The sequence below is a fragment of the Borrelia puertoricensis genome, from assembly GCF_023035875.1.
Classification (GTDB): Bacteria; Spirochaetota; Spirochaetia; order Borreliales; family Borreliaceae; genus Borrelia; species Borrelia puertoricensis.
In genome coordinates, this window is sequence record NZ_CP075379.1 from 295,802 (window position 1) to 318,468 (window position 22,667).

The 22,667-nt window shown below is 30.9% G+C and carries 25 protein-coding genes; all 25 read right to left on the minus strand.

Features of this window, described 5'->3' with window-relative positions:
* Window positions 1-3: 3 nt before the first annotated feature.
* Genes flgE through bpuSUM_RS01540 form a run of 25 tightly spaced genes read right to left on the minus strand, consistent with a single transcriptional unit; the run spans window position 4 to window position 22,662 of the window.
* Window positions 4-1,332, minus strand: coding sequence for a flagellar hook protein FlgE (flgE, locus tag bpuSUM_RS01420; RefSeq protein ID WP_247065460.1), 1,329 nt, complete (start codon window positions 1,330-1,332; stop codon window positions 4-6).
* A gap of 4 nt (window positions 1,333-1,336) precedes the next feature.
* Window positions 1,337-1,771, minus strand: coding sequence for a flagellar hook assembly protein FlgD (gene flgD / locus bpuSUM_RS01425; RefSeq protein WP_247065461.1), 435 nt, complete (start codon window positions 1,769-1,771; stop codon window positions 1,337-1,339).
* A 12-nt stretch (window positions 1,772-1,783) separates the two neighbouring features.
* A complete protein-coding gene (locus bpuSUM_RS01430; protein ID WP_247065462.1) occupies window positions 1,784-2,953 on the minus strand; it encodes a flagellar hook-length control protein FliK in 1,170 nt (389 codons plus the stop codon).
* Between the two features lie 3 nt (window positions 2,954-2,956).
* Window positions 2,957-3,571 carry a periplasmic-type flagellar collar protein FlbB gene (locus bpuSUM_RS01435; RefSeq protein WP_247065463.1) on the minus strand — a complete coding sequence of 205 codons (615 nt, stop codon included), beginning with the start codon at window positions 3,569-3,571 and terminating at the stop codon, window positions 2,957-2,959.
* A complete protein-coding gene (locus bpuSUM_RS01440) occupies window positions 3,568-3,996 on the minus strand; it encodes a flagellar export protein FliJ (RefSeq protein WP_434756847.1) in 429 nt (142 codons plus the stop codon). Before bpuSUM_RS01440 ends, bpuSUM_RS01435 begins: the two co-directional genes overlap by 4 nt.
* Window positions 3,993-5,300: a FliI/YscN family ATPase gene (locus tag bpuSUM_RS01445; RefSeq protein WP_247065465.1), complete on the minus strand. Its 1,308-nt coding sequence runs from the start codon at window positions 5,298-5,300 to the stop codon at window positions 3,993-3,995. The genes bpuSUM_RS01440 and bpuSUM_RS01445 overlap by 4 nt, the downstream gene beginning before the upstream one ends.
* 16 nt (window positions 5,301-5,316) lie before the next feature.
* Window positions 5,317-6,237, minus strand: coding sequence for a flagellar assembly protein FliH (gene fliH, locus bpuSUM_RS01450; protein WP_247065466.1), 921 nt, complete (start codon window positions 6,235-6,237; stop codon window positions 5,317-5,319).
* A 14-nt stretch (window positions 6,238-6,251) separates the two neighbouring features.
* Window positions 6,252-7,286, minus strand: a complete 1,035-nt coding sequence (fliG, locus tag bpuSUM_RS01455) for a flagellar motor switch protein FliG (RefSeq protein WP_247065467.1) — start codon at window positions 7,284-7,286, stop codon at window positions 6,252-6,254.
* Between the two features lie 15 nt (window positions 7,287-7,301).
* The gene (gene fliF / locus bpuSUM_RS01460) at window positions 7,302-9,008 is read right to left on the minus strand and encodes a flagellar basal-body MS-ring/collar protein FliF (protein WP_247065468.1); all 1,707 of its coding nucleotides are present in this window, start codon (window positions 9,006-9,008) and stop codon (window positions 7,302-7,304) included.
* 13 nt (window positions 9,009-9,021) lie between these two features.
* Window positions 9,022-9,351, minus strand: a complete 330-nt coding sequence (gene fliE / locus bpuSUM_RS01465) for a flagellar hook-basal body complex protein FliE (RefSeq protein ID WP_247065469.1) — start codon at window positions 9,349-9,351, stop codon at window positions 9,022-9,024.
* A 15-nt stretch (window positions 9,352-9,366) separates the two neighbouring features.
* Window positions 9,367-9,825, minus strand: a complete 459-nt coding sequence (gene flgC / locus bpuSUM_RS01470) for a flagellar basal body rod protein FlgC (protein ID WP_247065470.1) — start codon at window positions 9,823-9,825, stop codon at window positions 9,367-9,369.
* A 25-nt stretch (window positions 9,826-9,850) separates the two neighbouring features.
* Window positions 9,851-10,258, minus strand: a complete 408-nt coding sequence (gene flgB, locus bpuSUM_RS01475) for a flagellar basal body rod protein FlgB (RefSeq protein ID WP_247066257.1) — start codon at window positions 10,256-10,258, stop codon at window positions 9,851-9,853.
* Window positions 10,259-10,291: 33 nt separating this feature from the next.
* Complete coding sequence (hslU, locus tag bpuSUM_RS01480; RefSeq protein WP_247065471.1) at window positions 10,292-11,644, minus strand: ATP-dependent protease ATPase subunit HslU; 1,353 nt, start codon at window positions 11,642-11,644, stop codon at window positions 10,292-10,294.
* Window positions 11,644-12,186 (minus strand): ATP-dependent protease subunit HslV, encoded by a 543-nt coding sequence (hslV, locus tag bpuSUM_RS01485; protein WP_247065472.1) that lies wholly within the window; start codon window positions 12,184-12,186, stop codon window positions 11,644-11,646. Before hslV ends, hslU begins: the two co-directional genes overlap by 1 nt.
* Window positions 12,187-12,196: 10 nt before the next feature.
* Entirely contained in the window at window positions 12,197-13,141 is a 945-nt protein-coding gene (gene dprA, locus bpuSUM_RS01490; protein WP_247065473.1) for a DNA-processing protein DprA, read from the minus strand.
* 5 nt (window positions 13,142-13,146) lie between these two features.
* Window positions 13,147-13,836: a tetratricopeptide repeat protein gene (locus tag bpuSUM_RS01495; protein ID WP_247065474.1), complete on the minus strand. Its 690-nt coding sequence runs from the start codon at window positions 13,834-13,836 to the stop codon at window positions 13,147-13,149.
* Window positions 13,837-15,033, minus strand: coding sequence for a cell division protein FtsZ (ftsZ, locus tag bpuSUM_RS01500; RefSeq protein WP_247065475.1), 1,197 nt, complete (start codon window positions 15,031-15,033; stop codon window positions 13,837-13,839).
* Window positions 15,034-15,053: 20 nt separating this feature from the next.
* Window positions 15,054-16,295, minus strand: coding sequence for a cell division protein FtsA (ftsA, locus tag bpuSUM_RS01505; RefSeq protein ID WP_247065476.1), 1,242 nt, complete (start codon window positions 16,293-16,295; stop codon window positions 15,054-15,056).
* On the minus strand, window positions 16,295-17,038 hold the full coding sequence (locus bpuSUM_RS01510; RefSeq protein WP_247065477.1) for a cell division protein FtsQ/DivIB: 744 nt from the start codon (window positions 17,036-17,038) through the stop codon (window positions 16,295-16,297). Before bpuSUM_RS01510 ends, ftsA begins: the two co-directional genes overlap by 1 nt.
* Before the next feature lie 48 nt (window positions 17,039-17,086).
* Window positions 17,087-18,172, minus strand: coding sequence for a putative lipid II flippase FtsW (gene ftsW, locus bpuSUM_RS01515; protein WP_247066265.1), 1,086 nt, complete (start codon window positions 18,170-18,172; stop codon window positions 17,087-17,089).
* 16 nt (window positions 18,173-18,188) lie between these two features.
* The gene (gene mraY / locus bpuSUM_RS01520; RefSeq protein WP_247065478.1) at window positions 18,189-19,244 is read right to left on the minus strand and encodes a phospho-N-acetylmuramoyl-pentapeptide-transferase; all 1,056 of its coding nucleotides are present in this window, start codon (window positions 19,242-19,244) and stop codon (window positions 18,189-18,191) included.
* Window positions 19,245-19,261: 17 nt separating this feature from the next.
* The gene (murF, locus tag bpuSUM_RS01525) at window positions 19,262-20,653 is read right to left on the minus strand and encodes a UDP-N-acetylmuramoyl-tripeptide--D-alanyl-D-alanine ligase (protein WP_247065479.1); all 1,392 of its coding nucleotides are present in this window, start codon (window positions 20,651-20,653) and stop codon (window positions 19,262-19,264) included.
* A gap of 18 nt (window positions 20,654-20,671) precedes the next feature.
* Complete coding sequence (locus tag bpuSUM_RS01530; RefSeq protein WP_247065480.1) at window positions 20,672-20,953, minus strand: hypothetical protein; 282 nt, start codon at window positions 20,951-20,953, stop codon at window positions 20,672-20,674.
* Window positions 20,946-21,839, minus strand: coding sequence for a 16S rRNA (cytosine(1402)-N(4))-methyltransferase RsmH (gene rsmH / locus bpuSUM_RS01535; RefSeq protein ID WP_247065481.1), 894 nt, complete (start codon window positions 21,837-21,839; stop codon window positions 20,946-20,948). Before rsmH ends, bpuSUM_RS01530 begins: the two co-directional genes overlap by 8 nt.
* Window positions 21,832-22,662, minus strand: a complete 831-nt coding sequence (locus bpuSUM_RS01540; RefSeq protein WP_247065482.1) for a hypothetical protein — start codon at window positions 22,660-22,662, stop codon at window positions 21,832-21,834. Before bpuSUM_RS01540 ends, rsmH begins: the two co-directional genes overlap by 8 nt.
* Window positions 22,663-22,667: the final 5 nt, after the last annotated feature.

Sequence of the window (22,667 nt, forward strand, 5' to 3'; positions counted from 1 at the left end):
AAATTAATTCTTAAGTCTTACAAGCTCTTGTAATAACTGATCCGAAGTGGTTATAGTTTTAGCATTAGCCTGAAAACCTCTTTGAGTAACTATCATATCTGTAAATTGCTCAGCAAGATCAACATTAGCCATTTCTAAAACACCTGCTCTAATAGTACCAAGACCTGCCAAACCAGTTTCACCTACCCTAGCCTGACCTGAATTACTTGTCTCACTAAAATTAGTATCACCTATCTTTGCAAGTCCCCCAGGATTAACAAATGAAGCAAGCGCAATTTTACCAATATCTCGTCTAATACCATTTGAATAAACTCCCATTATTATACCATTTTGATCTATTTCATAGTTTTCCATATATCCCATACCATATCCATCTTGGATAATAGCCTTTGTAGTACTTGCATCAGCAAATTGCGTAATTGAATCAGTATAACTACCAACATTACCAAGTCTAAGATTAATAGTTTGCTGCTCACCAACTTCTCCGGCATTAGCATTCACAACACCAAAAGTTATAGGAAACTCAAGTAAATCACCAGGTTGACCTGCCTGACCATTTAAAGAAAGCAATGCTCCTTCATTATTAAAGCCTATTGTAAAATTGGAATTTGTCTCCCCATTTACTAAAACTGTAGCGTTCCATAAATTAGGAGTAGTTGTATCCTTTACAACTCTAAGTTCAACAACACTAGTATTTCCAAAACTATCATAAATAGTCTTATTAACAACCCAAGTACCACGAGCAACATCCACTTCACTTGCACCTTCCTCAATTATAGGTAATCTTTTATCAAGATTACAAGCAAAAGTAATGTGTTCCGTAGCCTTAGCACCTTCTTTATCCCCAATAGGAATAACTAAATCTTCAACATCAGCAGATGTATTAATAACCTGTTCTCCACCAATAGACTTTGCCATCCAACCTTGAATTCTCATACCATTTGCAGGATTTACAAGACGCCTATTAGAATCAACATCAAATGCACCAGCTCTTGTATAAAAAGAATTATTACCATCTCTTAAAATAAAAAAACCATTACCACTAATTCCAAGATCAGAGGCTTTTTGGGTGCTTTGAAAAGATCCTTGAGTATGAATAGTATCAATAGTAGCAACACTCATTCCAAGACCAACTTGTTTTGGATTAACACCTCCGCGACCATCAGTAGGACGAGATGCTCCAGAAATACTCTGAGATATCATATCTTGAAAATTAACCCTTCCTTTCTTAAAACCAATAGTATTAACATTGGCAATGTTATTACCAACAACATCCATTCTTGTTTGATGATTCTGAAGACCAGAAACACCAGAATATAAAGACCTCATCATATAACTACTCCTCCAATCCTACTGACAAAATATTATTATAAACATAATACTTGCCATCAATCATAATTTGTGGAACTATTCCTGTTTTAATATTTGTAACTTTACCCTTAATAATCTCTCCATCAACATGTTCAAACTCAACTATTTTGCCCAATAAATCTAAATCTTTATTTATACCAAGAACAGATGAGAGCCTCTCAAAAGATTTACTCATATTTGTCATTTGTTCAAGAGCTGAGAATTGTGCCATTTGCGAAATAAACTCTTTATCTTTCATTGGGTCTGTAGGATCTTGATATTTAAGTTGAGTAACAAGTAGTTTCAAAAAATCATCCCGACTAAGATTATTACCCTTAACACCTCTTTGTACCTTAGAATTAAATATTTCCTTCGCTCGGTCTATACCGACTAAATTGTCAATATGATCAATTGTACCCATCTATCCTCCATTTTAAACAACAAAATTAATACTTTTTTCTAAATCAACAGAAATCTCAACATTATCCTCAACTTTAAAGATATTATTCTTATTCAAAGAAGATAATTGGCTCTCAACATCATCCTCAAAATTACCAGAAAAAAAACCAGAACCACCACCTGCAAGAGAAAGATTTAAACTAGTATTAAAACCATTATCATTTAACATTTTGCTGATCGAATACATATTTTGCTCAAAAAGAGTCTTAACATTATGATTGTCAACTATAATCTTACCTAATAAATTATTATTAGAATCAAGATTTAAATTAATTCTTATACTACCAAGTCTTTTGGGCTTTAAAATCAGCCTAATTTCTCCTGTATTATTCGATTTTAACACAATTTTGGCCTTATTCACAATATTATGATTTATTTTTAAATTCCATTCTGACATTAAATTATCAGCAATGTGACTAATAAAAGATCCTTTAACAGGTTTTGTATTAAAACTAGAAAGATCACCTATAAATTCTGTCAATCCATCAAACGTTTCTTTAAGACCATACTTGCCAACATAATTTTCACCATCAATTAACCTAAACCTAGAACCTGAATTAAGAAATTCCTTAACACTATCATTTTTCTTAAAATTTTTAACATCAATAGCAATAACATTTTTTTCCTTATCTCTCTTTACAAAATTCAAATCTATATGATTAGAATTAAGATCAACACTTAAAACATCAAAATTAAAAAGAGAATTTACATTGCCAAACAAAATGTTAAGATCAGACAAAACTTTTTCAAAATTTTTTAACATTTTTATTTTGTCACTAATCTCAGAATCAAAAGACAAACTTTCACTTAAAACTTTCAGACTTTCAAAATCAAATAAACTATTCACCTTTTTTATTAAAGATTTTAAATCAGACACGAAACCGTTATCACTAAATTTTTCAAAGGCAAATGGTCTCTTTAAAGAGATATTCTTAAAATCCTTACTTATAAGGCCATTACTTTTTAAAAAGTTTACAAATTCTAGCATTGAATCCCTAAACCTAGACAGATTTTGAATCTCTGAAGAAATAAGATCTGAAAAAACACCCTTTTTTGCTTGACTAAAAATACCACCTACATTCAAAAAATTAAAATCCTTGTTTAAACTTGGCAAACTAACAATAATCTTACTTAAAGTATTCATACATCACTCCAATGAACTAACAGACATTTTTCTAATTAGTACAGCGGCCTTCTTAGAATCCATAAGAGACAACCAATAAGGAACAATAGACGCCCGTCCCTCTTTTTTAGCAATATCTTCCACCTTACGCATATAAGATATTGCAATCTCATCATTAAGTTCTTCAAGCCTCTTAACAGCATCCTTTGGTGGCATATTAACTAAATATAAAGCAGCCTGAGCAAAATTTGCGTCTTCATCTTTATATTTATTGACAATATCATCGATTACTCTCTGTTTCAGATCTAAATCTTTCTGCTTTTGATTAAGTTCGGCTTCTAACTTATTTAAACTATCTTCTCTCTTTTTCAATTCTTCTCTCAATTTTTCAACTTGCTGACCTTTAATATAAATTGCCTCTTTCTCCTTTATCATTCTAATCTCTTCAAGACTAATATGTGTATATTCAGGTGGCTGAGCATCTACCTTAAAAAGTAAAGCCCTGATATACATAGGCAAATAATCTCTAGTTTGATATATGCCAAATAAATCAAACAAAAAAAATGAAAACACTAAGAAAAAAATAACTAAAAATAGCCACAAAAAAAATCTAAGTGAAAATGACAAAAAATCATTCATTGATTATTCCCTAATTTTTTACAAATTCTATAATTAACATATTCATCTAAAAACAAGCTTTCTCTTTTTACTTTTTCTTTAATTATAATATCATTTAAAGTTTTTATTAATATGTCAACCTTTTTTTCTTCTCCATATTTCTTCAAATAAATGTCATGATACTTATCATGTTCATGCTTAAGTTTTTCAAGATTTTTCAACTCTTTCCCTTTTCTATAAGTCAAATAATCCAAATAATTTTCTTTCGAAAAAACATCCATATTGTTTAATTTATTTAAACCTTCAGATATTCCTTCTAAAAATTCTTCTATTTTTGAAATCTTATTATTCACATTAATTAAATCACTTTCGCTGAATTTCCTATCATAAGTCCTAAGACTCAATATTTTTTCAAAAATTTTTTTCTTAGAAATTAAATCATTCAAGCTAATATTTCTCTCAATTCACTATCCAAATTTTCAAAATCAAACTCCTCTTGTATTCCTTGAGACAAAAAATCAATAATCTTTGGATATTTTGCAACTGCCAAATCAACTTCTTTATTAGAACCTTTAATATAAATTCCCGTCTTAATTAGATCTTCATAACTTTTATAAATTGATAATAAATTTCTAATCTTAGATATCAATTTTTGTCTTTCAAAATTTACTATTCTATGAATAGATCTTGAAGTAGAACTTAAAATATTTACAGAAGGATAAATCCCTCTATCAGATAAATCTCTATCCAAAATAATGTGTCCATCTAAAACAGCTTTCATATTATCAGCTATTGGTTCTGTAAAATCATCGCCCTCAACAAGCACAGTATAAAACCCTGTAATACTACCCTTAGAATTAAGTCCTGAACGCTCAAGCAAAATAGGAATTTCTACAAAAACAGAAGGAGGATATCCCTTAGTAGCAGGTGGCTCTCCCATAGAAAGACTAATTTCCCTTTTAGCATTTGCAAATCTTGTAATTGAATCAAATAGCAACATAACATTCATCCCACGATCTCTAAAATATTCAGCTATTAATGTTGCGGTATAAGCCCCTTTATATCTTGAAATAGGAGATGCATCAGAGGTCGAAACAATCAAAACACTTCTCTTAAAGCATTCTTCTCCAAGATCATAATTAATAAACTCATTAAGCTCACGGCCTCTCTCACCAATAAATGCAATAACATTAACATCTGCCTTAGAATTTTTGGCAATCATACCAAGCAAAGTAGACTTACCAACACCCGCACCTGAGAAAATGCCTACACGTTGCCCCTTTGCAACTGGTAAAAACCCATCAAGAACTTTAACACCAGTAACTATTTGCTCAGAAAAAACACCTCTACTTAAAGGATTAATATTACTAAAACTTAATTCTTTATAATAATTACCAAAAAACTGCCCCTTATTATCAATAGGCCTACCAAGAGAATCTATCACCCGACCAAGTAATTCATCACTAAGATTAATCTGAAGCTTTTTACCTAAAGAGCAAACTTTATCGCCAATCTCAACTCCATCAAATCCTTCATAAGCCATAAGGTTAACAAAAGATCCATTTAAACCTAAAACTTCAGCATATATTTTCTTACCACTTCTTTGCTCAATTAAACATAAATCACCAATACCACATTTTGGACCCAAACTTTCTATTAAGAGTCCTTTAATCTTCCTTATTTTACCAATAAGAGATATAGGCTCAACATCATCCAATATTTTTGAATAATCTTCAAAAAAGATGTCCATCAATATTCCTTAATCTCTAAAATATAGAAGAAAAATTTTTAAATTTCTCCTCTATTCTATCCAGTTGAGATGAAATTCGTGCATCTATTTCCCCAAAATCAGTCTCAATAATACATCCACCCTTTCCTATATTAACGTCTTCAACAACTTCTAGATTCTTTATAAAATCAAATTTAGAAATAAACTCATGCTTTTGATGACTCACAACATCTATATCATCAAGATTAACACGAATAACAATATTTGTTTTGTTTTTTACCTTATTTAAAGCCTCATTTACATTTTCTATAACAACACCTTTCTGAGAATCTATAATTTTTTTAACCACCTTAACTGCAATCTGCATGACAAGATTCATTATGTGTTCCCCTGAAGATTCAAGGATCTCCTTTCTCTTTGCAACCAAAGAAGATATTATGCTATTTAACTTTCCTAATATTTTATCACAATCCTCACGCCCCTTATCAAATCCTGCATCATACCCTTCATTTCTTCCTCTTGCCATTTCCGTTTCAAGCTCCCTTTTTAATCGATCTTCATGTTCCCTAACTATTTTCTCAATTTCTAAATTAGACTCTTGCTCAATAGCCCCTTTTTTGTTCTCAGCTTCCTTTTGCAAAGCTTCAGCTCTCTCACTAGCCAAACTTACTATTTTATTAGCTTGTTCTTTAGCTTCTTCAAGAATCTTAGAACATTCAGCATCTATTTCCTTTTTAGCAAATTCATGTTCACGTTCAATTTCCTCTTGAAGCTTTGTTCTTTGATTCATTAAGTCTTCAAGTTCATTGCGAAGTTTAATGCTACGACTATCTATATCACAAAGTTCATTTTCTTTTCTCTTAATTTCCAACGATTTAAAAATAGGATTCGTAATCTCAACAAACTCTAACTTTACTGCATTTACAACTTCTTTTGATTTATATAAAACCTTAGGCAAATACAACTCCTTCCTCAGACAAGTACATCTTCTTCACCACCCCTTGAGATTACTATTTCACCCTGTTCTTCTAATTTCCTAATAAGAGAAACAATTTTTTGCTGAGATTCCTCAACATCCTTACGTCTAGTGGGACCCAAAAATTCCATATCTTCCTTAAGCATTCCAGCAGCCCTCTTAGACATATTTTTAAAAATCTTATCTTGAACAGGTGCATCAACTGATTTTAAAGCTTTTGATAACTCCTGACCATCTATTTCTCTTAAAATTCGCTGTATTGATCTATCATCAAGAAGAACAATATCTTCAAATACAAACATTTTCTTTTTAATTTCCTCTGCAAGTTCAGGATCCTCTTCTTCAAGGGATTCAATAATAAATTTCTCTGTCTTTCGATCGGCCATGTTAATTATTTCAACAACATTATCAACACCTCCAGCTGAAGTATAATCCTCTGAAGATAAAGAAGCTAACTTTTTCTCAAGCACTCTCTCAACTTCTCTTACCACTTCAGGAGAAGTTCTATCCATCAATGCAATTCTTCTTGCAACATTAGTCTGAATTTCAGTAGGAAGGCTAGAGAGAATAAATGAAGCCTTTTGAGGATCAAGATATGAAAGTATTAAAGCAATTGTCTGCGGATGTTCTTGTTGAATAAAGTTTAAAATATTAGCAGGATCTGCTCTTCTAACAAATTCAAAAGGCCTTGATTGCAAAGCAGAACCTAAATTATTAATAATATCTACTGCTTTTTGAGTACCAAGAGATTTCTCAAGAAGCTCCCTAGCATAATCTATTCCACCCTTTTGAATAAACTCTTGAGCCATCATTAACTCTTTAAATTCCAAGAGAACACTATCTTTAAGATCAGAAGTAACAACATCAAGTCTTGCTATTTCAAAAGTCAACGATTCTATCTCCTCTTGAGATAAATATTTAAATATTTTAGATGAAATTTCAGAACCTATTGAAACTAATAAAATAGCGGCTTTCTGTTTGCCCGTCAAAGTAGAAACACCTAATATCTCTTTTTCTTTTTGATCTTCCATATAAATTATTACCCTTTATACATTCTTCACAATCCATGTTCTAATAAGTTTAGCAACATCTTCTGGTTTCTCTCTAGCTAAAAATTCAGCATTACTTTGAAGTTCATCCTCCTCCCTAATTCCACCAACAACATCATCAACACCAATATCATCGTTATCCATTAATGCTTGCTGGCGTCTTAAATGTGCTTGTCTTGAAAACTCTTCTTCTTTAAGGCGTCTTCTTCTCTCAACTTCTCTAGACACAATGAAAAATACCGTAAATATTAATATCAACAATGCAAATATTATACTTACTGTAAAAATAAGAAACTTAAATTTTTCAGTTGAAAAATAATCTTCATCTATCTTTCTAAATTCATTCACTCGATCAAAGGCAACATTCCTAATGGCAATTGAATCCCCCCTCTCCGGCTTATACTCAAAAGAACTTTGCAAAACATCTGTAATATTTTTTAAAGCTTCATCAGAAATAGGCTTATATTCCCTTTTACGCATGCCATTTTCTATAATAAAATTTCCAGACTCATCATAAACAAAATCCCAAACACCATCTATAAAAATACCAAGAGAAATCCCTGCAATCCTAGCAGGCTCCTTTTCGTTTAAAGATTTTTTCTCATTAAGAGCAATATTCTTTATTTCTTTAAACTCATTTGACTTACCGATAATATCACTTAAATCTCGGTATTCAGGAGGGGTGTTACCTTCTTGACCAGGTGGCCCCCATGGACTATAACCTTGTCCCTCATATTCTCTTTTATGCACTTGGGAAGAAAGCAATGTAGAATCACTAACTTTTCTTGTATTATAAGAAACTTTTGGATCCTGGGACTCAATCTCAATAGGAGCATACTCTTTAGATTCCGTAGTTTGACGAGAAGTATCAAGCGTCACATTAACTCTTGCAATCATAAACCTATCAACAGACAAAACTTTACTTAAAGCAGAATCAATTTCATCTCGAAGCATAGATTCATATTTTAATTTAAGCTTCCTTTCCTTTTCAGCCAAATCAATCCTATCAATACCATCTAAATTAGAAAAATCATTTAAAATAGTCCCTTTATTATCAACAATAGCAATATTATCCGATTCAAGACCCTCAATAGCATATTGAATCAGCTTAACAAGTCCTTCCACCTTTTTACGATTAGTCACGATATCAGAACCAGGCTTAGGAGTAATTCTAACAGACGCTTTAACTGCTTCCTGTGATTCTTTAAAAAGAGCCTTTTCTGGCATCACAAGATTAATACTAACAGCATCAACATCATCAAGAGCAACAATATGCTGTTCAACAGCTCTTGTAATTGATCTCCTAAGATTAACATTCCTCTCAAAATCCGTAATGGTCCATCTATCAATATCAAAAAGAGACCAAGGATCCATATGCACAGGAACAAGCTCTTCTCTTACAAGAATTGCTCTCATTTTTTTTGACATATTTTCATCACTTAAGTAAATTTTTCCATCAGAAGTAATAATATATTCAACACTTTCTCTATCCAATCTTTGCACTATTCTATCTAACAAATACTGATCTTTAATACCAACACCAAAAAGAGCAATACCTTGTTTTTTAGTAGAAAATCCTATTAAAAAAATAAATGCTAAAATTATGAATAAAGCAATAACACCAAAAGCCACTTTTTGAACCATACTGGCCCTTTTGAAATTCTTATTTACTGATGCAAAAAACTTAGTAATAAAATTGTTCAAACTGCATAGCTCCTTAACGAATATTAATTACATCTTGATAAGCCTTTATGCCTCTCTCAACAACAGCCTTTGTAATACTTAAATTCATATTAGCTTTAGACATTGCTATTGTAATATCATGCACATCGACACTATTTGGTTGCAAAATAGCTTGTTGAGACATTCTAAACACATCCAATTGGCTATTATTCACATCAGATATTAAATTAAAGAACAAATCTTTGAAAGATTCTGCCTTTACCTCACGTTTAACATCAAAACCAGAAAAACTTTTATCAAAATGCAAAGGATTTTTACGAACTAAATAAACATTATTATCTGTAAAAAAAGAATCTACTTCCATTGCTCACAAACCTCCTTAATTCTGCAGTATTGACAATGCACTCCTAAACATTGCTTTGCCACTATTAATGACAGTAGAATTTGCTTCATAAGCACGAGAAGCAGATATCATATCTACCATCTCTTCAACTGCATTCACATTAGGAAATTCCACATAACCCTTTAGATCACCAGATTTTATTGCATCAGGATGAGTTGGATCATACTTTAATTTCAAAGGGGACTTGTCTTTTTCAATACCAGAAACCCTTACGCCCTGACCAACTCCATTATCAAGATAATCAGGAACAAAAGGACCCTTCCAATACGGACTTACAACCCTTGGAGAAAAAATTATCCTCTGTCTTCTATAAGAGCCCCCCTCAGAAGTTCTAGTAGTCTCCACATTAGCAATATTATTTGCAATAACATCTAGTCTCAATCTTTGAGCTGTCAAACCCGTTGAAGCAGTATTAATACTTGAAAATAATCCCATATATAATATTCCTTGAGGTTATAACTTATTTTATTACAATATTTACACTTTTAAAATGATGAGCTTGAATATTCGTAAACAAACTATACATCATTTGATTCTGAGCAAGATTCTTCATCTCAGAATCAATATCAACATTATTACCATTATTATTGAGAGTAGAGAGATAATCAAGCATTCTGCGAGGTTTAACATCTAAATATCCTAATTCTTTAAAACCATCCAAATGCTTACCATTACCCCTTATTAAAGATAAATTGCTTGCTCCTTCATTGAAAATTGCTCGTTCAAGCTCAGACTCAAAAGAAACCTTACTTCTCTTAAAGTTTGGAGTATCTACATTTGCAACATTATCAGCTATAACACTTTGTCTAAAACTAAGAACATCCAAATACCTATGTGCTAAATCAATTGACCTATCAAAAATATTCAAGCTCATACCCTCTATATCACAAAATACTTTTTACTATATTATATAATAATTTAAGTCTTTTTGTTCGTTAATTTTTATTTTTTCATTAACATAATCCAAGTTTATTTCAAATTTTTTTAACTTGCTACCGGGTGCTTCAAAAAAAAGATCGGCAAGAATCTTTTCAATAACTCCATGCAACCTTCTTGCTCCAAGATTCTCTCCTTCATAATTCATATTAAAGGCAAGTTCAGCAATTCTATCAATCGCTTCTTCACTAAATGTCAAAATCAAATTATAAACCTTAAACATTGCAATGTACTGTTTTATTAAAGAGTTTTTAGTGTGTTTTAAAATATTCTTGAAATCATTCACACTTAAACTTTTAAGTTCAACCTTAATTGGAAACCTACCTTGAAGTTCTGGTATTAAATCGGATGGCTTTGATAAATTAAAAGCACCTGCAGCAATGAACAAAATATGAGAAGTATCCACTATCCCATATTTTGTATTAACCTTAGATCCTTCAACAATTGGCAAAATATCTCTCTGAACGCCTTCTCTAGATATATCATTTCCGGTTCTATTCTTAGTAACTATCTTATCGATCTCATCAATAAAAACAATTCCCATATTCTCAACTCTTGATTTGGCAACCTCTACAATATTTTCATGATCCACTAACTTTTCAAGCTCTTCAGATATAATTATCTCCCTGGCTTTTTTTATTTTTAATTCCCGTCTTTTCTTCCTATCAAATATATTATTAATCAATCCTCCAATACTCATATCAATCTCTTCGAAATTACTACCAGAAAATATTTCGATAGTAGAAACGGGCATTTTTCCTGAAACATAAATATCAATAAGATTATCATCAATATCCCCACTTCTTAATTGTTTCCTAAACTTACCTCTTAATTTATCACGAATTTTTCTTTCTTCTTCACTTGCATTATCATTCTCAGAACCCTCAGAGGTTTTCAAAAGTTTGTCAATTATCCTCTCCTCAGCACGCTTGCTTGCCTCTTCGCGAACAGAATCATACATCTCTTCTTTTACCATACTCACCGCAATACTCATCAAATCACGAATCATAGACTCAACATCACGACCTACATAACCTACCTCAGTATATTTTGTAGCTTCAACCTTAATAAAAGGAGCCTTAATAAGCTTTGAAAGCCTTCTTGCAATCTCAGTTTTACCAATTCCAGTTGAGCCAACCATAATAATATTTTTAGGCATGACATCATCTCTTATTTCCTTGGGGAGCTTAGATCTTATATATCTATTAACAAGAGCAATTGAAACCAATTTTTTAGCCTCAACTTGTCCTATTATATATTTATCTAGTTCTGCAACAATCTCTTTAGGCACTATATTTTGATTTTCAGTCTTATCCATCAATTAATCTCCTCAAGCACGATATTTGAGTTTGTATATATACAAACTCTTGCTGCTACCTTTAAAGACTTAAAAGCAATATCAGCAGCACTTAATTTTTTATTTTCCATATAAGCAAGCGCCGCTGAATAAGCATAATTTCCTCCACTACCAATCGAAATCACATCTTCTTCAGGCTCAACAACATCTCCAGTACCTGAAATTAATAAAATATTTTCAGAATCAGCTACGAGCATCATTGCTTCAAGTTTATGAAGTATTTTGTCAGACCTCCAAGCTTTTGCAAGCTCTACAGCAGCTCTCTTAATATCAACAATTCCATCTTCTCTAACTTTAACCTTTTCTTCAAACTTCTCAAAAAGAGTAATAGCATCAGAAGTTGAACCTGCAAATCCCGCTAAAATTTTTCCATTAAACAACTTTCTTATTTTAATAGCATTGGATTTTAAAACAGTATATCCAATAGTCACTTGCCCATCTGCTGCTAATACAGTCTTCCCACCTCTTCTTATTGCTATAACTGTAGTTCCTTTAAAACTCATGATGTCCCCCCTATTTAGATATTTCATTCAATAACTCATTAATAAGCATACTCGATGTATCTTTGCATATACAACAGACCTTTGAGTCATCACTAATTCCAGGCTCATTATACTGAAGATTGAGTATCTTATAAAGATCTGACACCGATTTTATCTCTTGAGCTCCAGAATCATATAAAACTCTAGAACCATCACCAGAATAATTAATATTATAAACATAAACATCAAGACCCAAATCAAGTCCAAGCTCAGCAGTAATTAAAGCTCCTGATTTTTTTGGTGCACAAGTAATAAAAACAACATCTGAAAGACCAGCTACTATTCTATTTCTCTTTGCAAAAAAATAATTTTGTATCTTCTCATAAGGCAAAGTTTCAGTAAGAACACCTCCACCATTTTCTAAAAGGCAAGTAACATATTTTCTATTTTGTTTTGGATAAATATTGTCAATATCTGTTGCAATAACTGCATATGTTCTTTTTTGCTCATTGATTGCACCAAGATGCGCTGCAATATCAGCTCCTATTGCAAATCCAGATATTATCTCCACATGATTCTTAGCAAGATGAGAAGACAACTCTTTAACTTTATCGGTCAACACTCTACTGATTTGTCTTGAACCAACAACAGCCCAAGACAAAGAATTAGAATCCGGAAGATTACCTTTATAATAAATAGCAAACGGAGGATTATAAATCCTATTAAGCTTTAAAGGATAACCCTTAGATCCAAAAACAGCAATTCTTGCACTTGTTCTGTTAATAACTTTTTGTTGCATCTCTATTAACTTTAAATCTGGAAGCTTATAGTCCCTCCTAAAAACCCTAGATAAATAATTAGAAATATCTCTTAAACTTAATTTACAAAGACAACTTAAATCAAAATCATTAAAAATTTTAAGTTTCTCTTCACTCTTTAAAAATCTTAAATTATCAACATAAAGCAATTTAAACATAAAAGTTACTTAAAATTACTCATTATTCTATCAACTCCATCTATTTGCTCTTGAGTTAAAGCTTTATCCTTTGCCTTCTTGTAAAATAACAAAGCATTATCAAAATCACCAAGAGAATAATAGTTTGCACCCCTCAGCATAAAAAATTCAAAATAATCCTCTCCCATAGACTCAAGTCTACTTAAATATCCTTTAGCTTCCAACTGTTTATCAAGATCATAAACATACATAGTAGAGAGAGCAAAAATCGCCTCTTTAAAATCATCTTTAATAGATATTGATTTTAAAAAAGAATCTTCAGAAAGAACAAAATATTCACGAACCTTTTCTTTAGTTTCAATACCCTTAGCTAAATTATAAGAAGAAACTCCTATATAAAAATGAGATAAATGATTATCAGGACCATATTCCAAATTTCTATTAAAATACTCAATAGCAGGTCCATATTGACCAAGCCTAATAAGCTCAAGTCCAATCAAACTAAAAAATCTAGCCTTTTTATCAATTGAATTTATTATTTTTAAAATATTTTTCTCTTCTTTATCAATAAATTCCTTATAAACTTCAATTTTTTCTAATGAACCACCACCTGCTATCTCTATCTCTCTTATTCTAAGTCCAAGATTTACTTTTTCCTTAGATTCATCTCCACAAGAAATAACTAAAAACAAAAATATTAGTATCCATCTTTTCATTCAATTATCGCTATTTTTTTTATTTAAATTTCTAAGAAATGTAGGAACATCAATATCATCTTCAAAATAATTAACATTTTTTGACTTCGCTATAAAATTATCATTAGCCTCATAAACACTCCCTGAAGAATCTTGACTACCTGACATCAAATTATCAAATTCTTTTGAACTTAAAGTATTATTTTCAACAGCACCAGATAAATCTTTCTGTTTTCTAGAAGAAAAACCAGTAGCAACAACTGTAACATAAATCTCATCATCAAGATTTGAATTAATTGCATGCCCATATATTACGGTAGCCTCATCATCAACACTAGCTGTAATAATTCCCATAATCTCTTCAAGCTCAAGCAATGAAAAATCTTCACCTCCGGTTATATTAACAAGAAGCCCTTTAGATCCTTCTATTCTAACCTCCTCAAGCAAAGGATTACTAATAGCAGAAGTAGCCGCATCAACAGCCCTATTCTCACCCTTACCATAACCAATACCCATCAAAGCATCACCTTGTCCCTGCATAATGCTCTTAACATCAGCAAAATCAATATTAACTTCGCCATGCTCAATAATAAGACCTGCAATACCCTGTACACCCATCCTTAAAACATCATCAGCCCTTTTAAAGGCATCCTTAATAGTAGTTCGCTTATCAACAACAGTTAAAAGTTTTTGATTCGGAATAATAATTAAAGTATCAACAGATTTTCTTAAATTATTTATTCCCTGTTCAGCAAGCCGCATCTTTTTAGGGCCTTCAAATTTAAAAGGCTTAGTAACAACTCCAACAGTTAAAATTCCAAGTTCTTTAGCTACTTGAGCAATAACAGGTGCAGCTCCTGTTCCTGTTCCTCCACCCATTCCAGCCGTAATAAATACCATGTCAGCACCTGCTAGATGATTTTTAATAATATCAATATCTTCTTCTGCAGCCGCTTGTCCAATTTCAGGCCTCCCACCGGCCCCAAGACCTGAAGTAACTTTAGCACCAAGCGCAATCTTTATTGGAGCAATAGAAGTTTGAAGAGCTTGAAGATCAGTATTTGCTACAATAAACTCAACATCTCTTACTCCATATTCAATCATACGATTAACAGCGTTGCTACCGCCACCGCCTGCACCAATTACTTTAAGAACCGTAGGATTTGTAGCAGAATCAAACCTTTTTGAATGACTATCAATAATATTATAATCTTTCATTAAACTTCCTCCATGACTGGTCAAAACCACTCTTTCAAAAACCAACCTTTCAATTTTGAAGATATTTTACTTTGTCTCTTAGATTTATTATTTCCCTTCTTTAATTTATTGAATTTTTGCTGTTCATGCTTATAAAGAACAAGACCAAGAGCTGAGGAAAATTTAGGACCAATATATTCCTCTCCAACACCATTAATATTCATTGGGAATCCTATTCTTGATGGATATTTAAATATTTCTTCTGTTAAATTAGAAATACCAGGAAACAAAGAGCCCCCTCCAGTTAAAACAATTCCTCCATTAATCTTATTATAAAGCCCTCTCTTCATTATTTCAGCTTTTATCATCTCAAAGATCTCACTTAATCTTGAATTAATTATTATAGCCAATTCTTTTCGACTTTTCTCTTGAGGCGGTCTGGTTCCAAGATTAGGAATAATAACACTTTCCACTTGACTCTCAAGAGCAGAAATATGAGCAACACCAGCCGTTATTTTAATATTCTCAGCAATATCTTCAGGTACTTTCCACACTTGTGCAATATCAAGAGTAACTCTATTTGCACCTATAGGAATTACTCCGGTATAATAAGGAGAGCCATCAACATAAAGAATTATGTCTGTTGTACCTTTACCCATGTCAACAAACAAAACGCCCATTTCTCTCTCTTCCTTAGATAAAGTAGCATAAGATGAGGCCAAACTTCCAAGAACAATTTCATCTACAGAAAACCCAGCACGATTCACACACCTAACTAAATTCTGACTTGAAGAGCTAGATCCAGTAATAATATGCACTTCACCCTCAAGGCGAATTCCCATCATATCTATTGGATTTTTTATATGAGGAATTCCATCCACAATAAATTCCTGAGGAATCACATGTAAAATTTCTCTATCCATGGGAATCACAATTGCCTTAGCAGCTTCAATAACACGCTCAACATCTTCATTATCAATCTCCCTGGTTTTTGAATTTATTGCAACAACCCCACGAGAATTAGTACCCTCAATACTACTACCTGACATAGACACAGAAAGAGCGGCAATATCACACCCAGAAATAAGCTCAGCCGCTTCAATAGAACTAGAAATTGAATCAAGCGCAGCTTCAATATTTATAAGAACACCTTTCCTCACACCTCTTGATACACTAGTGCCTATTCCAACTATTTCCAACTGATTATTCAAGTTTACCTCAGCTACGACAGTACAAATCTTTGAAGTTCCAACATCTAATCCTACTATCAAATCCCTAGACACTAATCTTCTCCTAACAAAATGATATTACCGCTTCTTAAATCAACAGTATCAGACCTTCCCTTAAGCAAATCAGATATCATGAATACCTTATGCATCACACTTATTAAATCCATATCCGTTGTTATTAATATCTTATTATATATATTTTTTATATACAAAAAAATCTTGTAATCATAAAAATTCAACTTCAAAAAACTAATTTCCGATATTAAATTATACAAAGTATTTTGATTTATTTTAACATAGTTAAGGTTCTTTATAATAGCAAGCATTCTATCTTCTAAAAAATCACCAACTTCATTACCATTTAAATTTAATCCACTAACTATGGGTAAATCATAAATTAAATCTTTACACTTTTCCAAAATTAAACCATCTGAAGCAATAAAATAGTAAATAAAACTTCCATCAACATTCTCATAAGCAGTAACGATAGGAACTCTTCTCTCAATATTAATACTAATTGTATTAGGAAATTTAAGTTTTACCGTCACATTTTTTACCCTTAGATCCCTCATAATATTTTTCTCATAAGCACTAACATCAGCATCATAATAATAAGTATTAGGCTTAATTCCTGAAATACTCAATATATCTTCCTTAGAAATATGAATACTATCATTAAAACTAATGTATCTTATTAAAAAATAAGGAGAAATAAAAATAATAAAAACAATCTCAAGTAGTATAAGAGAAATTATTACATAAATATATATAATCAAAAATTTTCTATAAATCAACATAAATTTAAGCTTAAATTATCATTTTGATAAAACTCCAAACTATTCACATTAAACATCTCTAGAAACATTGGCAATAAGTCCAGAAAGAGCCATTGTAACAACAATAGAAGAACCACCTGATGAAAAAAATGGTAAATTTATACCTGTGGGAGGTAAAAGACCAATTGCAATTAAAATATTCATGATGCTTTGAAGAAAAATTGTAAGACTTGCAATAAACGCAATAAAAAATCTAAATCTGGTTTTAGCAAAAAGAGCAACAAAATACCCAAAATAAAACAATAAAAAAAATAATACAATAGCAAGACAAATTCCAAAAAACCCTAATTCCTCTCCAAGCACAGAAAAAATAAAATCAGAATTAGCTTCTGGAAGTCTGCCAAGCTTTACCTCCCCCATTCCAAGCCCCCTACCCCCAAGACCACCACTCTTAAAAGCATTAAGTGATGCAATTATTTGATATCCTTTTCCCAAAGGATCATCATAAGGATTTAAAAATGCAAAAATTCTAGCAACTCTGTAAGGTTCAAATATCAAAAAAAGAATAGCAATTGGAACAAAAGTAAATAAAATAGCAAAAACATATCCCAATGACATTCCAGAAACAAATAAAACAATAAAGAAAAGCATAGCAAAATAAATAGCCGTTGAATAATCATTTTGCAAAATTATGAGCAACCAAAAAATACCAAAAATTAACATTGGCTTTAGCCAATAAGAAATATTATTATCTGACTTTAATTTAAATCTACTCAAATAACTCGCAAGATAAATCGTAAAAGATACCTTAAAAATCTCTGAAGGCTGAATACTAATGCCTTTTAAAAATATCCACCTTTGTGTTCCTGAAACACTAGGAGAGAAAAAAGTTGCTAAAACTAATGTAAAAGTTACAAGCAATATAATAGAAACAATTGCTTTTAAAAAATCTAAAGAAATCCTTTCAAAGACAACAAATACAATAAAACTTAAAAAAAGATATTTAAGACGCATTAAGAATAAAAAATTAGGATCCCCTGTAAGTTCTAGACTTAAAAAAAATGAAGATGTATAAAATACAACAAGACCATAAGCAATAAGCGACCATAAAACAAGTAAATAACATTTTCTAATAGAGGTTCTCTCTACAAACATAAATATCAATTTAAACTCATCTAATCTTAAGAGTGCTTAAAGCAATTATAGCAAATATTAAACCTATTATCCAAAATCTAATAACAACCTGCATTTCAGACCACCCAAGCTCCTCAAAATGATGATGCAGTGGTGCCATTTTAAAAACCCTTTTCTTAGTCTGTTTATAAACTACAACTTGAATAATTACAGATAAAGTCTCAACCACAAAAACTCCTGCAAGAATTGCAAAAAGAATCTCACTCTTTAAGATTAAAGCTGTCATCCCAAGAACCGCCCCAATTGAAAGACTACCAGTATCACCCATCATTATTTTAGCAGGATACGCATTAAACCACAAAAATCCAAAACTACCACCAAGTAAAGCTCCAAGGAATACTACAAGTTCTTCAGCACCTTTAATATTTGGAATATTTAAATAAGATGCAAAATCTACTCTACTTGTAAGATATGCAATTATTACTAGAGCTCCTGTTACAACAATACTAAGTCCAATAGCAAGTCCATCAAGTCCATCTGTCAAATTAAAAGAATTAGACGCAGATATTAAAATAAACATCCCAAATGGAATATATAAAACCCCCAAATCTAATTTAAGAGACTTAAAAAAAGGGAAATAAATTATACTAACATGCTCATCGCCAAAATAATAAAGAATAGTAACTGAAATAAAAGAAAACAATATTTGCCCATAAATCTTAAATCTAGGATTAAGCCCATCTGAATTTTTTCTCTTTATTTTTAGCAAATCATCCATAAATCCTAAGTAAGCAAAACTAACCATGACAAAAAGTATAATTAAAAAATAAATATTCCAAAAATTAATCCAGAAAAATAAAGAAACTAAAACACAAAAAAAAATAAGAATACCTCCCATAGTAGGAATTCCTATTTTCTCACTTAAATGGCGCTTTGGTCCATCTTTCCTTAAGATTTGATCCAGTTTTAGTTTTTTAAGTCTTAAAATAATAAATGGACCAAAAATCAATGCAAGCAAAAATGCAAAAATAGTAGCATAAGCGGTTCTAAAAGTAATATATTTCAACAATCTAAGTCCTAAAAGATAAAACATACCCCCCCCATTAGTCTTTAAAGATAATCAAGAACCCTTTCAAGTCTATTTGATCTTGACCCTTTAATAGCAATAAAACACTCAGATTCCAAATTCTTCACAAAATAATCAATAAAATTTTCAAAACTACTAAAATAAAATAAATTATCTAAGGTTAAATTTTCAATCTTTTTTACTTCTTGAAATTCTTCACCAATGAAAAAAACTTTATCAAAATTCATCAAAATAACTTCCCTAATCGCTGTTTTATGTGCCTCATACGCAAATTTTCCAAGTTCTTTAAAAGCACCAAGAATAATAAATTTTTTACCCCTTATCTCAAGACCCAAAATCATCTCCTTTAAAGCCATAAATGAACCTAAATTACCATTATAAGAATCATTCAAAACCAAATAATCCTTTACTCTTAAAAGCTCTGCTCTACCTTTTTGAAAATCAGCATGCAATAAACCATTACGAATCTCATTTTCACTCAGTCCAAGTAACAAAGCTAAATTAATGCAAGATATTGCATTGAAAATATTATGCTGACCAGGCAATAAAATAGAATAATCAAACCCTTTATAAGTAAAATCATAAAAAAATTTATCATTTACAAATGCAAATGATCTAATTTGAAGACTATGAAAATCAAAATAAAAAATATTAATCCCTGGATTAATAGACTTAGCCATTACTCTTAAACATAAATGATAAGGACAACTCTCATTTAAAATTACCATCTGAGTACTCTTAGTCATGATTTTACCCTTCTCAGCAGTAACAATCTCTAGATCTTCAAAAGCTTGCATATGAGCATAACTTATATTTGTTACAATAACAATTTCGGGATTTAATATTTCAGCAAGGAGGTTCATCTCTCCAACATAGCTAATCCCCACTTCAAAAACAGCATACTCCTCATCTCCCTCGGTTCTCAAAATACTCAAAGGCAACCCAATATCCGAATTTAAATTTCCCCAAGTCTTGCAAGTTTTATATCTCTCTGACAATATGCTGTAAAGCATTTCTTTTGTCGTAGTCTTTCCATTACTACCAGTAATAGCTATCCTCTTAAAACTTGTTCTTTTAATAAAATGTGCTGCTAAGTTTTGAAGGAAAATAACCACATTACTAGTAAGCAAAAAAACCAAATTCTCATCTCTGTTTAAATACTCAACACACAAACTCTCACAATCTTTAGAACACACAAAACATTTAACACCAATATCAATTAAAGATTCGACAAAAGAAAATCCATCTACCCTATCACCTTTATATGCAAAATAAAGACTAGCACTACTATTTTTAGCATTTATTTCACGGCTATCAAGCGAATAAAATGATACAATTTTTTGCATACTACTTACATGACCAACAAATTTAACATCATTTAGAGAATCTAAAATGTCTTCAATTCTTATATGCACCAAAAACCCTCATAGAGTCTATCGTTTAATAACATTTATATCCTTATTATCCTTTTTTTCTAAATTCAAATAATCTTTACTAAGCTCTTCTATCCTATCAATACTTTGAAGTTCATATATTATGGTTAACAACCTAAGATTTTCATCAATAATATTACTTTGTTCATTATCTAAATCTTCAAACTCACGCAACTTTACAACATACCTAAAATTAAGATAAATATTTAAGCATATTATAATTGTTAATATCAGAATTAATAAAAAGTATAATCTAACTTCAATTTTTCCCATTTTACTCATATAATTTTTTAATGACTCTAAGCTTAGCACTTCTTGATGCATTATTAAATCTCTTCTCTTCAAAGCTTGAAATTATAGGCTTTTTAGTAAGTATACAATATTGCTCTTTGCTTAAAGCTTTAAAAAACTCTTTTACAATTTTATCTTCCAATGAATGAAATGTAACAATAGCCAAGACGCCATTCTTTGATAAGCTTCCTACCCATAATGGCAAACTTCTCTTTAAACGAAAAAGCTCATCATTAACATAAATTCTTAACGCTTGAAAAGTTTTAGTTGCCGGATTTATTTTAAGCTTTATCCTAGGATAGGCTTTGCTAACTATGTTCTGCAACTCTCTTGAAGTTTCTATTTTCTTAACTTTTCTATACTCTAAGATAGATTTAACAATTCTTCTAGAATAACGTTCACCACTTAATTCATAGATTAAATTTTCAAGTCTTTTTTTGTCAAAAGTATTGACAATATCATAAGCACTAATACCTCCAGCACCAGGATTCAGCCTCATATCTAATCTCTCATCTTCAAAAAAAGAAAATCCCCTACCACTCATTTTGTAATGAAACATGGAAATACCAAGATCAGCTAAAATAAAATTGATTTTACTACTTAAAGGATATTCACTAAAGAAATCATCAAACCAAGCATTAAAGTATGAAACTCTTTCCTTAAATTCTATAAGAGACTCTTTTGCCCTATTTAAAACAATGTCATCCCTTTCAATTCCAATCACATTTATGTTTTGATACTTCTTAAGCACTGCACTTGAGTGCCCACCTTCCCCAAGAGTACAATCAACAAAAACAAACTCATCACTTATATTTGATGCCTCTAAAAGATTAATAATTTCATCAAGAAGTACGGGTATATGAAAAATATTACCCATTAAGTGTAAACCTATAAGTTAAACTATTTTTGGTATTATAAACATCTCCATATTTGATCTTAATTTCATTATAACCGCTAGTAAACTCAAGATTATTTATCTCAATGTTTCCATTATCTCTTTTTATGTTAAAAAGATCTAAACTATAATCCTTATTCTCAAAAACAACATATGAATTACCATTTAAAGACATGCTCTGAAAATCAGCACGAAAAATACTGTTGTTATTTAAAAACACTTCAAAATAGTAAATACCATTAATAACTTTCGCAACACCAATATCTTTTTTCAAAAAATTTAAAACAAGACCATAATCACCCAATTCTAAATCTAAATCAATATTCTCCTTTAACTCAAACAAAGTATCATCCTTACCCTTTAAAAGGATATTACCTAATAAAAAGGAAGAATTGGTATTTAAATTATTTCTATTCTTTATCACAAATAAAGGATTAATTATATGCCCACTATAATGATCAACAACCACTACATCAAAAACTTTATTATCATTCTTCAAAAAGATTTTTTCATTCTTGTATATAAAATCACCAAAAAATTCCAAATTAAAACCCAAATCTTTATCAAAAATGATCAAAACGCTCCCATCATATTCACTAACCTTATTCTTGGAATACAAAATCTTATAATTATTTGAAAAAATAGAAAAGTGTGTATCTAAAGCTCTCAATTTTATACCAATACTTAAAGTATCATCTCTCAATTCTCCAAAATCACTTACCAAATCAAATTTCTCATCCTTGCCAAACTCCAAAAACGCATACAAATTAAAAAAATTAAAGAAAAAAAGAAAAGCAATTATCATTACAA